This window comes from Corynebacterium sp. MSK012 (assembly GCF_030232435.1).
Classification (GTDB): Bacteria; Actinomycetota; Actinomycetes; order Mycobacteriales; family Mycobacteriaceae; genus Corynebacterium; species Corynebacterium jeikeium_D.
In genome coordinates, this window is record NZ_JASPJU010000008.1 from 130,658 (window position 1) to 143,723 (window position 13,066).

9 protein-coding genes and 1 tRNA gene are annotated in these 13,066 nt (G+C 63.2%); 5 read left to right on the top strand and 5 right to left on the bottom strand.

Going from position 1 to position 13,066, the window contains the following annotated elements; all coding sequences use genetic code 11:
- Positions 1–86: 86 nt before the first annotated feature.
- The 3 genes from QP977_RS07070 to QP977_RS07080 are packed head-to-tail and all read left to right on the top strand — an operon-like array spanning position 87 to position 4,092.
- Positions 87–587: a methyltransferase domain-containing protein gene (locus QP977_RS07070; protein ID WP_049189769.1), complete on the top strand. Its 501-nt coding sequence runs from the start codon at positions 87–89 to the stop codon at positions 585–587.
- A complete protein-coding gene (locus QP977_RS07075; RefSeq protein ID WP_049189756.1) occupies positions 584–2,362 on the top strand; it encodes an ABC transporter ATP-binding protein in 1,779 nt (592 codons plus the stop codon). The genes QP977_RS07070 and QP977_RS07075 overlap by 4 nt, the downstream gene beginning before the upstream one ends.
- A complete protein-coding gene (locus QP977_RS07080) occupies positions 2,359–4,092 on the top strand; it encodes an ABC transporter ATP-binding protein (protein WP_147766732.1) in 1,734 nt (577 codons plus the stop codon). The genes QP977_RS07075 and QP977_RS07080 overlap by 4 nt, the downstream gene beginning before the upstream one ends.
- 230 nt (positions 4,093–4,322) lie before the next feature.
- On the opposite strand, the gene pth is transcribed toward QP977_RS07080, so the two are convergent.
- The 5 genes from pth to QP977_RS07105 all read right to left on the bottom strand — a co-directional run bounded on the left by pth (position 4,323) and on the right by QP977_RS07105 (position 8,601).
- The gene (gene pth / locus QP977_RS07085; RefSeq protein WP_049189754.1) at positions 4,323–4,931 is read right to left on the bottom strand and encodes an aminoacyl-tRNA hydrolase; all 609 of its coding nucleotides are present in this window, start codon (positions 4,929–4,931) and stop codon (positions 4,323–4,325) included.
- Between the two features lie 144 nt (positions 4,932–5,075).
- On the bottom strand, positions 5,076–5,717 hold the full coding sequence (locus QP977_RS07090) for a 50S ribosomal protein L25/general stress protein Ctc (RefSeq protein WP_038626221.1): 642 nt from the start codon (positions 5,715–5,717) through the stop codon (positions 5,076–5,078).
- Between the two features lie 250 nt (positions 5,718–5,967).
- Entirely contained in the window at positions 5,968–6,945 is a 978-nt protein-coding gene (locus QP977_RS07095) for a ribose-phosphate diphosphokinase (RefSeq protein WP_016423206.1), read from the bottom strand.
- 7 nt (positions 6,946–6,952) lie between these two features.
- Positions 6,953–8,443: a bifunctional UDP-N-acetylglucosamine diphosphorylase/glucosamine-1-phosphate N-acetyltransferase GlmU gene (gene glmU, locus QP977_RS07100; protein ID WP_049172238.1), complete on the bottom strand. Its 1,491-nt coding sequence runs from the start codon at positions 8,441–8,443 to the stop codon at positions 6,953–6,955.
- 87 nt (positions 8,444–8,530) lie between these two features.
- Positions 8,531–8,601, bottom strand: a tRNA-Gln gene (locus QP977_RS07105).
- A 99-nt stretch (positions 8,602–8,700) separates the two neighbouring features.
- On the opposite strand from QP977_RS07105, the gene QP977_RS07110 reads away from it, so the two are divergent.
- Complete coding sequence (locus QP977_RS07110; RefSeq protein ID WP_141744756.1) at positions 8,701–9,393, top strand: TetR/AcrR family transcriptional regulator; 693 nt, start codon at positions 8,701–8,703, stop codon at positions 9,391–9,393.
- 44 nt (positions 9,394–9,437) lie between these two features.
- Entirely contained in the window at positions 9,438–13,064 is a 3,627-nt protein-coding gene (gene mfd, locus QP977_RS07115) for a transcription-repair coupling factor (RefSeq protein ID WP_147766734.1), read from the top strand.
- Positions 13,065–13,066 lie beyond the last annotated feature (2 nt).

Genomic DNA, 13,066 nt, shown 5'->3' on the forward strand with positions numbered 1-13,066 from the left:
CGCCGCCGACGACGGCCCGCGAACCCGAGCACCTAACCCGAAACGGCCGCGCGGACGCGGCCCACACACCCCGGAGACAGAACCAGATGAAGTCGATTGCCCAGATCGTCCAGAACAACCGCAGACTCCTCGCGGCCTACCAGGACAAGGTCCAGCCGAGGTTCCTCAGCCGCTATGCGCGTGAACCGATGGACGCCGCCGCCGTCGACGGGCTCGGGGCCCGGACGGAATTCCACGTCGCCGACGTCCTCGCGCCGCTCGCGGGAGAGCCCGGCAGGACCGATGAAATCTGGGTGTGCGGCGCGCTCCACCAAATGAAGGATGCAGGTGCCGCGCTCGGCAGGGTCGCCAGGCTGCTCGCCGACGGCGGCATCGCTTACGTGCAGACGTTCGCCGAGGATCCCGACGTGAACGAGCGGGTCGACATGGCCGTCATGGCGAAGATGGGCCACCGGGTGTTCCGGGGCAGCGAGCTCGAGGACCTCGCCGAAGCCAACGGGCTGAAGCTGGGCGGAGCCTCACACGCCGGCATGGTGTACTTCTGCACTCTCACGAAGAAAAGCGCGATCGGGGAGGCGGGCAAGTGAGCGCCGTGGACGGGACCGTAGGCCCGTGGTCGCTGCTCGCCCCGATCCGGACCCGGATGCGTGCGGTGGTCGCGTTATCCGTCCTGTCGTCGGTGGCTACCGTCGCTTCGCTGGTCGGCATCATCGACATCGCGATGACGTACCCGGAGGCCCCGGAGCATCGGACGTGGTTGGCCGTGGCTGTCATCGTCGTCGCCGCAACGGTGCGCATGGCCGCGGACGGCGCCGCCGGCATGCTCTCGCACCGGGCGGATAACGACCTGCAGCTCCACCTCCGGCGCCGGCTGGTCGCCCAAATCCGGAAGTTGCCGCTGGGCTGGCTAGACGCCCGGCGCTCGTCGGGAATCATCGGGTCGGTTGAGAAGGACGTCGCGGCTGTCCACCAGCTCATGGGCCACACCGTCGGTGAGACCGTGGTGGCGGTGCTGGTTCCCCTGCTTTCCCTCATCGCGCTCGTCGCGGTGGATTGGCGAATCGCGGCGGTGGCGGTCGTCCCGGTGCTGGTCACCTTCGCCCTGATGGGCGTAATGATGTCGCGTGGCGCCGGCCTTCAGCGCGACTACGAGCGAGCCTCCGAAGGAGTGACGGCCGCGGTCATCGAGTTGGTGCGCGGCATCCCGGTGATGAAGTCCTTCGGACGCGCCAACCAGGGCTCGGGCCGCTACGATGCCGCGGCGTCGTCGTTCGTCCGCGCGTGGTCCGCCTGGTCCCGGCAGTCGAACATCTATCTTGGGCTCATCGACGTGGTGACGTCTCCGATCACGGTCCTCGCAGTGGTGTGCGGCGCCGGCCTCGCTCTGAGGGACGCCGCGGGCGGCACACCGGAAGGTCTCGTCGCCGGGCTGGTTCTCGGCCTTGGACTCTCCGCGGCGATCGTGCGGGTAGCCATGAACTCCGAACCCATCATCGCGGGGATTGCCGCCCTGAAATCCATCGCGGAGGTGCTGGGCACGCCGCCGATCGCCGAGCCCGCCGATCCGGTGCCCGTGCGCGGAGGCGCGCTCGAGGTCCGGAACCTGGTCTTCTCCTACGGCGATGGGCCGCGGGTCCTCGACGGGATGTCCGCGACGTTCGAACCGGGGACCCTCACTGCGCTGGTGGGGTCCTCCGGTTCCGGAAAGTCCACCGTCGCCCGGCTGTTGGCGCGTTTCCACGACCCCGTTGAAGGCTCGGTGCTGCTGGGCGGCGCCGATCTTCGCGACATTGCCGTGCGCGACGTGCACCGCTCGGTGTCGGTGGTGTTCCAAGATCCGCAGTTGCTCACGCTGCCGTTGCGGGAGAACATCCGGCTGGCCAGGAGAGACGCCACCGACGGCGAAATCATGGCGGCCGCGAAGCTCGCGAACCTCGATGCGGTCATCGCGGCGCTGCCGAAGCGTCTGGATTCGGTGGTCAACGTCGACGTGACCTTTTCCGGTGGTGAGGCGCAGCGCGTGGCCATCGCGAGGTCGATCGTCACGGACGCGCCGGTGCTCATCTTCGACGAGGCAACCGCTTACGCGGATCCGGCTTCCGAGGCCCTCATCCAGTCCGCAATCGAGCGTTTGGCCCGTTCGCGGACGGTGATTGTGATCGCGCACAGGTTGAGCACGATCCGCAACGCCGACCGCATCCTCGTTCTCGATGGGGGAGCGGTCGCGGAGGCGGGTACCCACGACGAGTTGCTTGCGCGCGGTGGCCGCTACCGGGATTTGTGGCGCGCGTTCGCGCTCGACGACGAACCATCCGCCCCGCGGGGCACTGAATCAGACGATGAAAAGGCGGGGAACCGATGATTCGGGACTTGTGGTCGATGACAGATCGGCGCTCGAGAATGACGCTGGCGTGGCTCATTGCGTTGGCCGCGCTTGCCGCGCTGGCCCAGGGAGCGGCGTTCGTCGCGCTGCTGCCGCTGCTGTCGGCTCTGGCCGAGGGAGATGATGCGACGGCGTGGCGTTTAACCGGCGTCATCGCCGGCCTCGCGGCCGCCCATGCGGTGCTGTCCCTCGCCGCGGGGACGGTCGGCAGGGCGAATTCCGCAGCGGTGCTGTCGTCCCTGCTGCGTTCCCTGGGCGAACGGGTGCTGACGTTGCCACTCGGGTACGTCACCAAGTCCACGGCCGGCCGCTTTTCGGAGATGGCGTCGTCGGGTATCGCGTTCGCGGCGTCCGTGCCGCACGTGATCCTGCGGCCCGTCATCGCCGCGGTGGTTGCGCCGACCGTCATCGCCTTCGGAATTCTGGCGGTGGATTGGCGCGTCGGTTTGGTTCTCGTCGCGTCGGCGCCGGTGCTCTTCTTCGCCTACCGGGCCATTGGCCGGGTCGGCGGGGAGTCGGACGAAGCGCATGCTGACGCCGTCGCTGCCGTCTCCGGCAGGCTGATCGAGTTCACCCGCTGCCAGCAGGCGATTCGCGCCGCGAGCGACGGTTCGGCGGCGGACGCGATGGTGGATGAGGCAATCCGGGCCCAACACGATGCGTTCGCGAAGGCGACGTCGACGCAGGGGGCGGCCATCGGACGGTTGAGTTCGGTCGTCCATGCGGTGTTCACGGCGGCGGTAATCGTCGCCGTGGCAGTCGCCGCGACGGGCGGGATGGCGCCGGCGCATTTGGCGCCAATGCTCATCGTGGTCGTCCAGTTCACCGGACCGATCACCACGGCGGGAGCGTTGTCCGGCGGTTTCGGTGCGGGCCGCAACACGTTGGCTGCGTTGCGTGACCTGCGGGCAATCCCCGCCCTTCCCGAACCTGCCGCACCGGAGCCGCCCGACGGGCATGACGTGGAGTTCCGCGGCGTGAGCTTCGGGTACGGGGATAAGAAGGTTCTCGACGGCGTCAGCTTCCGTGCACCTCAGGGAGCGCTGGTTGCCGTAGTAGGACCGTCGGGGGCGGGCAAGACGACGGTCATGCGGCTGCTGTCGCGTTTTCATGATCCGGACTCGGGGGAGATCCTCATCGGCGGGGTGCCCTTGCCTCGGATCGGCACCGACGGCGTGAACTCGCTGGTGACCCCGGTGTTCCAGGAGACGTTCCTTTTCGACGCGTCCGTGCGGGACAACGTGGTCTTCGCCGACCCCGAATTCGGTTCCGGGCCCGGTGACGGGGACCGCTTGCGCGAGGCCGCCCGGCGTTCCGGGGTGGACCGCATCGTGGAGCTGCTGCCTTCCGGGTGGGATACCCCGGTGGGGGAGGAGGGGACGCTGCTGTCGGGAGGCGAGCGGCAGCGCCTCGCCATCGCCCGGGCGCTTTTGAAGGATTCCCCGGTGGTGCTTCTCGACGAGCCGACATCCTCGCTGGATGCGGCCACTGAGCGGGCGATCGTCGGCACGATGGAGGCGTTGCGCGGCGATCACACCGTGATCGTCGTCGCCCATCGCCTGCACACCGTCCGCGATGCCGACCTCATCGTCGTGCTGTCAGAGGACGGGACGGTCGCAGAACGGGGTACGCACGATGAATTGCTGGCGAAGGGCGGTCGCTACGCCGAGTCGTGGGCGTGCCGGACGGGGAGCTCCCCGGGCGCCTGATCCTCATCACCTGGTTGATGCCCTCACGGGCGCCCTGCCGCAGCTTCCCGAATCCCACCGCCAGGCGCTCGGTGGACAGAGCGAAACCGCCGACGAAAACGCCGAGCAGCACGAACACCGACGAGCTGTAAAGAATGAAGCTCCCGGGAACGCGAAAATAGCCCCCCTTTTCTCATCCCAGTGAAAGTTGGGAGGGAAGGGGGCTCGTTGCTGCCATTTGCCTCTATCTGCTACCGCCCGTGCACCTGGTTCTGAGCAATTTCCAGCCCGTGGCTGGCGATTAGCTCCACTGCCTCCGCCGCGGTGGGCAGGGTGAAAGCGAGTTCCTCGCGCTCCTTGGCATTGAAGTTGCGCAGCACATAATCAGCTGGATCCTGGCGGCCCGGAGGACGACCAATGCCAATGCGCACGCGCATGTAGTCCTTCGTGCCCAATGACTTCGAGGTCGAACGCAGCCCATTGTGGCCATTCTCGCCACCGCCACGTTTGAGGCGGACCACGCCCGGGTCCAGATCCAGCTCATCGTGGACCACCACGACGTCGGTAGGTGCGATGTTGAAGAACTTCGCCAGCGCCGCGACCGGCCCACCCGACAGATTCATGTACGTCCGGGGTTTAGCCAGAATCACCTGTCGCTCGCCACCATCGGAGGTTTTAAACCGAGTCTGCACAATCTCAGCGTTGGACTTCTTGTGCACGCTAAACGACGACGGCATCGGAGAAGTCCGGCTAGCTAGTTCATCTAGCACCAGATGTCCGACGTTATGGCGGGTGAGTTCATATTTGGGCCCAGGGTTGCCGAGGCCCACGACAAGTAGAGGCGTGGTGGAGGCGTTCATGAGTTCAATCTTGGCACACGGTAAGCAATCTTTTGATTTTGGGGAGTGCAAAAAAGGGACGGACAAGAGCGTCCGTCCCTTTTTTGTTAGCTAAGCGTGAAAGCCTGTATTGGCTCAGTCAGCTAGAGCTATTCAGCGCTTACATTACTCAGCGGATTCCTCAGCTGGCTCATCCGGGGTCTCAGCCTCGCCCATGCCCTCGATGTCGGCATCGACGTCACCAGCCGGCTCCTCCTCCGGCTCGACGATGTTGAAGATGAGCAGGTCAGCGTCGTCGGTGAGGACCAGGCCCTCTGGCAGGGTAACGTCGCCGGCGTGAACCATGGTGCCGACCTCTGCACCCTCGACGGAGACCTCGATCTCTTCCGGAATAGCCAGAACCGGTGCGTTGACCAGAATGGTCTCGGCATCCTGCATGAGCAGGGCACCCGGAGCGAGCTCGCCAGTCGGAACGACCGGAACCTCAACCTCAACCTTCTCGTCACGGTGAATGGCGAGCAGGTCAGCGTGGTCGATGTCGAGAGTCAGCGGGTTCTGGTCAACAGCCTTAACCATGGACAGCTGGGACTCGCCCTCGATGTTGACGTCCAGAACAGCGTTGACACCGTGGTTACGGATGACAGCGTGGAAATCCAGAGTGTCAACGAGGATGTGCTTCGGAGCATCCAGGTCAGCGCCGTAGATGACAACCGGGATGTCGCCAGCAACGCGGGCACGGCGAGCGGCACCCTTGCCGAACTCGGTGCGGTTACGAGCATCAATCTTGATGATGTTGGGCTTTGCCATGAAAATGGACTCCTAAACGATTCGATACTGAGTCGTCGAGTCGAGCACGTGCCGCATCCATGCCACCGTGGGCGCAAAAGTTGGGCTGCGAGCGTCGCGTCGATAACGGCAACCACCTACTGTGGCCGCCCTCGCCGAGACTTACCGGAAAAATTGTAGTGGACTAACAGGTCAAACAGCAAACCCCGCCACCACCAGCAAAACTAGGTTGCTGGTCGCGGCGGGGTGCCCGTCGGCAAGCGGAAAGAGCTTATGCCTGGCCCTCGAAGAGAGTGGTGACGGAACCGTTTTCGAAGATCTCGTGGATCGTCTTAGCCAGCAGTGGTGCGATTGGCAGGACGGTCAGGTTGTCCCAGCCCTCGGTGGACTGCGGCAAGGTATCGGTGGTGATGACCTCGCGGGCACCGCACTTCGACAGGCGCTCGCGAGCTGGGTCGGAGAAGACGCCGTGCGTGGTAGCGATGATGACATCCTCAGCGCCAGCCTCACGCAGCACCTTGACAGCGCCGGCGATGGTGCCGCCGGTGTCAATCATGTCGTCGATGAGCAGACAGGTCTTACCGGAGACCTCGCCGACCACGCGGTTGGCGACAACCTGGTTTGCGACATCGACGGAACGGGTCTTGTGAATGAAGGCCAGCGGGGCGTCGCCCAGGGTGTTGGCCCACTTCTCGGAAACCTTCACACGGCCGGCGTCAGGGGAGACCACGACCAGGTTGTCCAGGGAGTAGTTCTTCTTGATGTACTCCGACAGAATCGGCATGGCGTGCATGTGATCGACCGGGCCGTCGAAGAAGCCCTGAATCTGGTCGGTGTGGAGATCCACGGAGACGATGCGGTCAGCGCCTGCGGTCTTGAGCAGATCAGCGACCAGGCGAGCGGAAATCGGCTCACGGCCACGGTGCTTCTTGTCCTGGCGGGCGTATGGGAAGAACGGCAGGATAGCGGTGATGCGCTTGGCCGAACCGCGCTTGAGCGCGTCAATCATAATCAGCTGCTCGATGAGCCACTTGTTCAGCGGTGCCGGGTGCGCCTGCAGCACGAAGGCATCGGAACCGCGGACGGATTCCTCGTAGCGCACGAAGATTTCACCGTTGGCAAAATCACGAGCGGTCATCGGAGTCAGCTCTGTGCCGAGCTCCTTGGCAACTGCCTCGCCCAATTCCGGGTGTGCCCTTCCGGAAAAGAGCATGAGGTTCTTTTGGTTATCGATCCACTGGCCGGTCATCTGCCGTCTAGCCTTCCTGGTCTTCCTTGTTGTTGTCAGCGTTGTCAGCTACCTGCGCCGCCTGCGCTGCCTCAGCAGCAGCGGTACCTGGACGCTTCCGCTCGACCCATCCCTCGATGTTGCGCTGACGGCCACCACTGACCGCCAATGCTCCCGGAGGAACGTCGTCCTTAATAACAGTACCTGCACCTGAGTACGCACCATCACCCACGGTCACCGGAGCGATGAACATGGTGTCGGAGCCGGTGCGAACATGCGAGCCGATAACAGTGCGGTGCTTGTTGACACCGTCGTAGTTCACGAACACGCTGGAGGCACCAATGTTGGAGTGCTCGCCAATCTCCGCATCGCCGACGTAGGTCAGGTGCGGAACCTTCGAACCGTTTCCAATCTGCGCGTTCTTCGCTTCTACGAAGCCGCCGAGCTTCGCGCCGACACCGAGTTTGGTGTTCGGGCGAATGTAGGTGAACGGTCCGACCGTCGCATCCTCGCCGATCTCCGAATCGGAACCGTGTGTACGTACGACGCTGGCGCGCTTGCCGACGACCATGTTGGTCAGCGTCGTGTCCGGTCCCACGGTGGCCCCGTCGCCAATCACGGTCTTGCCGTGCAGCTGCGTGCCCGGCAGAATCGTGACGTCGCGGCCGATTTCCACCTCAACGTCAATCCACGTGGTGTCCGGATCGACGATAGTGGCGCCCCCGCGCATAGCTGCCTCGCAGGTGCGACGGTTGAGCTCACGGCCAAGGGTAGCCAGCTGGACGCGGTCATTGACACCGGCGACGACGGTGGCGTCGGCGAGGCGGTGACCGCGCACTGAGCGGTCGGCCTCACGGGCGATGCCGATGACATCGGTGAGGTAGAGCTCGCCCTGGGCATTGTTGGTGTCCAGCTGCTTGAGAGCGTTTGCCAGGGTCTCGGCATCAAATGCGTAGACACCGGAGTTGACCTCGGTGATCTCGCGTTCCTCGTCGGAGGCGTCCTTTTCCTCCACGATGCGCAGAACTTCGCCGTCGGCGTTGCGAACGATGCGGCCGTAGCCGTGCGGGTTGTCAGCAGTGGAGGTCAGCACAGTCACAGCTGCGCGTGGCTTGCGGTTGTGCTCTTCGAGCAGCGCCTGGAGCGCTTCGGAATCCAGCAGCGGAACATCGGAAGTGGTCACCAGAATGGTGCCATCGAAGTTCTGCAGCTCGGGGTGCTCCAGCGCGCACTGAACAGCGTGGCCGGTACCGTTTTGCTCGTCCTGGTGGGCAATGACGACACCGTTGGAGTGCTCGGTATCCGAAGCCCAAGTCCCGATGGCGTCGATTACCTTTTCGCGCTGGTGGCCAACGACAACAGCAATCTCATCCGGATTAATGCCCTTGGCGGCATAGAGCGCGTGCTCCAACATGGTACGACCGCCGATAGCGTGCAGCATTTTCGGCGTATCGGATTTCATTCGGGTGCCTTGACCCGCGGCGAGAATGACCACAGCGGTGGCCGAACCGTTCGACATGAAACTTGCTACTCCTCGGTCAGGGTGCATCACGGTCACGGCGGGGCGAAAAGTCACTTCTTAATTAAGGGGCCGGCCCCCCGCTTGCTCTCCCACCAGGACTCGAACCTAGAATGCCGGTACCAAAAACCGGAGTGTTGCCATTACACCATGGGAGAATGGGGCAAACGCGAAAAATTGCATGGCTGATTCGACTCAGCCAACTCGCTTGCGCCTGCGATATACGATAGCAAGACTTTAGCCACTAATCTAAAAGCATGGCCTCCAATTCTCCGAGACGACGTATGACCGGTCCACAGCGCAAAGCTCAGCTGACAGAAGTCAGCCGTGGAATCTTTGCCGCCAAGGGGCTTGATGCCGCCTCAATGGAGGAGATCGCTGCCGCAGCCGGGGTCTCAAAGCCGGTTGTCTACGAGCATTTCGGCACCAAAGAGCGGCTCTACCAGGCAGTTGTCGACCAGGAGATGAAGACCCTGGAGGCCACGATTAGGGAAGCGTTGTCCCTGGGGCGCTCGCGTTACCGCATCGAACAGGCGGTGTTGGCACTGCTGACTTATGTGGAGGAAAACCCGGAGGGATTCTCCATTATTTCTCGCGACCCCGGCGTGGCGGGTGGCTATGAGACGCTGCTGAATAATGCCACTGAGTCGGTTACGCCTATCCTCGCCGAGGCTTTCAAACGCGCCGGCTTCGACCCGGCCATGTCGGTGCTCTACGGAAACTGCATGGTCGGTATGGTTTCGCAGACCGCTCGCTGGTGGATGGAGAAGCGCAGTCCGGATAAGGAGACAGTGGCGGCGCACATCGTGAACCTGTGTTGGAACGGGCTGGCCGGCATGGAGGGTTCTCCGACTCTCCATGGTTCCGCTGATGTGCCAGCGGCCGCTGAGGGCGCGAAGTTCGGGGCAGGTGCTGCAGCAGACCCGATGCAGGTGGCGGAGAACGGCTAACCAGCACGCAGGGTGGATCCGGGGTGCATGGTTATATTGGGGCTATGCCAACTTCTGCGTCCTCCTCGGCGAAAGCCACACCCAGCATTCTGCCGAACCCGCTGTCGGGGCTGGAAAGCCTCGTTGTCACGGATCCTCAATTTGTCGGCGTGCTCGGGCGCATCGGCGAAGACGAGCTGGCGCTCACGGGTGCGGACGCGGTGCGTTCGCACCTTATTTACGCCATGTCTACGAAGGTGCCGGTGCTGGTCGTCACGGCTACCGGCCGCGAGGCGGAGGACCTGACCGCCGAGGTCAAGTCGATGATCGGCGACCGTGTAGCTATGTTCCCCTCGTGGGAGACGCTCCCGCATGAGAAGCTTTCGCCAGCGGTGGATACCGTGGCGCAGCGTCGTAAGGCGCTTTACGACGTTCGCCGGGGCAAGGTCGACGTTCTGATTGCGGCGGTGCGCTCGTTGGTGCAGCCGATTGTGGACGACCTTGAGGCTGAAGCCAGCGCCCCCATTCACGTCCAACTGGACCGGGACTGCGAGAGCCTGGTTGAGCGGCTGGTGCATCACGGCTATTCGCATGTGGACATGGTCGGCAGGCGTGGCCAGTTTGCCGTGCGTGGCGGCATCGTCGATGTTTTCCCTGCGACCGAAGAGCTGCCGGTACGTATCGAGCTCTGGGGTGACGAGGTCACCGACCTGCGCGCTTTTTCCGTCGCTGACCAGCGCACGATCTCTGAGGTAGAGGTCGACCAGCTGGATATCTTCCCGTGTCGTGCACTGCTTATCGACGACGATGTGAAGGCCGCCGCGGAGAAACTCGCCACCACGCGTTCTGGCCAGGTCCAAGAAATGCTCACCCGCATCGGCGATGGCCAGTGGGTGGAGGGCATGGAATCGCTGATCCCACTGATTAGTCAGCATCCGATGAAGATGCTCACCGAGGTCATGCCGGAGAAAACTCATGTGCTCATGTGCGGGCCGGAGCGCATTCGCTCCCGCGCACAGGACCTTATCAGTGCAGGCGAGGAGTTTATGGCCGCAGCGTGGGAAACTGCTGCGATGGGTGGCTCGGCGCCAATCGCCACGGATGGGCTGGAGCCCAGCGCGTACCGCAGCTTGGCCTCTATCCCGATGCCCACTTCGTGGCATATTTCCCCGCCCGGCATGCTGGAGGCGGGAGTCACCGAAGATGATGTGCTGCCACTGACCTTCGAGCCTGGGCCCGCGCCACGCGGCGACTTAAAGGAAATTGGTCACCTGATGAAGCAGCTGCGCGATGCCACGGTCGCGGGGGAGCGAGTGGCGTACGTGGCGGCGACGCCCGCGGGGGCGCGTCGGCAAGCGGAAAAGTTTAGGGAAGCCGGAATTGCGACGCGCATGGCGGCGGGCCCGGAGTATCCCGAGTCCGGAAGAATTACGGTCTACCAGGGTGTTTTGCACGGTGGCCTGGTGTTCCCGCGAATCCCCGGTGGCGCGCTGACTCTGATTACCGAGCAGGACATCACAGGTAACCGCATCGCGGAAGGCGCGCTTGGTGGGCGCCGCAAGCCAGCGAAGCGCCGTGGTCAGGTGGATCCGCTGGCGCTGAAGGCCGGTGACTATGTCGTGCACGACACGCATGGCATTGGTCGGTTTGTGAAGCTCACTGAGCGCACCATCGGCACGGGCGAGGATCAGGCTCGCCGCGAGTACGTGGTGCTCGAGTACGCACCGAGCAAGCGCGGAGGCCCCTCGGACCAGCTCTACGTGCCGATGGAGAGCCTGGATTTGCTGTCGCGCTATGTCGGCGGTGAAAAGCCCGCGCTGTCGAAGATGGGCGGCTCGGACTGGAAGTCCACCAAGCGCAAGGCCCGTGGCGCTGTCCGCGAGATTGCGGAAGAGCTGGTCAAGCTCTACGCCGAGCGCCAAGCCGCGCCGGGCCACGCGTTCGCGCCGGATACGCCATGGCAGCAGGAGATGGAGGATAACTTCCCCTTCACCGAGACTGAGGACCAGCTTCAGGCCATCGACGAAATCAAGTCCGACATGGAAAAGCCGGTGCCGATGGATCGCGTGCTCATCGGCGATGTCGGCTACGGCAAGACCGAGGTGGCACTGCGTGCTGCCTTCAAGGCTGTTCAAGATGGCCGTCAGGTAGCAGTGTTGGTGCCAACTACGCTGTTGGCACAGCAGCATTTGACCACTTTCACTCAGCGTATGGAGGGCTTCCCGGTCACCATCCGTGGACTGTCCCGCTTTACCTCGCCGAAGGACTCCAAGGAGGTCCTCGAAGGGCTGAAGAACGGGACGGTCGACATTGTTATCGGCACGCATCGTCTCCTGCAGACCGGCGTGCAGTGGAAAGAACTCGGCCTGGTCATCGTTGACGAGGAGCAGCGTTTCGGCGTCGAACACAAGGAACACATCAAGGCGCTACGGCACCACGTCGACGTGCTCACCATGTCCGCAACGCCAATTCCGCGCACGCTCGAAATGTCGATTGCCGGCATCCGCGAGATGAGCCAGATTCTCACCCCGCCGCAGGATCGTCACCCGGTGCTGACATACGTCGGCGCGCAGTCCGACAAGCAGGTCGCCGCTGCTATCAGGCGAGAGCTGCTTCGCGACGGACAGGTGTTCTACCTGCATAATAAGGTGGAAACCATTGACAAAGTCGCCCAGAATATCCGCAATTTGGTGCCCGAGGCCCGCGTGGTAGTGGCCCACGGTCAGATGGGGGAGGAGCAGCTGGAGCGCACGGTCGATGGCTTCTGGCAGCGCGAGTACGACGTGCTGGTGTGTACCACCATCGTGGAGACCGGCCTGGATATTGCCAACGCCAATACGTTGATTGTGGAAAACGCCCACCATATGGGTCTTTCCCAGCTGCACCAGCTGCGTGGTCGCGTGGGCCGTTCCCGTGAGCGCGCCTATGCCTACTTCCTCTACCCGGAAAATCAGACGCTGACGGAGACTTCCTACGACCGTCTGTCCACGATTGCGCAGAACAATGACTTGGGTGCCGGTATGGCTGTGGCCATGAAGGACCTGGAAATGCGCGGTGCCGGAAATATCCTCGGTGCGGAGCAGTCCGGTCACATTGCCGGTGTCGGCTTCGATATGTACGTCCGACTGGTTGGCGAGGCCGTGGCCGCGCTGAAGGCAGTGGCTGATGGTGAAACTCCGGATGCTTCCGATAACGAACCGAAGGAAGTTCGGATCGATTTGCCGGTCGATGCGAATATTCCGGCCGAATATGTGTCGTCGGAACGCCTACGTCTAGAGGCGTACCGCAAATTTGCTGCTGCCAGTGCGCTGGACGATATCGACGTAGTGCTCGAAGAGCTCGTTGACCGTTACGGAACCCCACCCATTGAGGTGGAGAGATTGGCGGTTATTTCACGACTTCGAATTATTTGCCGGGAATTCGGCGTGCATGAAGTTCAAGCCATGGGTGCGCACATTAGAATAACCCCTATGGAGCTTGCTGACTCCAAGCAGGTGCGTCTCAAGCGCCTGTATCCACAGGCGACCTATCGTGCGGCAACGCGCACGGTTTCCGTCGGAATGCCGAAGGAAGGGCGAGGGTTGCGGGCAAAACCTGTCCGCGACATTGCATTGGTGCAGTGGGTAGCAGACTTCTTGACATCGATGGCGGGAATTCCACGTATGGATATCTCGCACATGGGAAAGGACTAGAA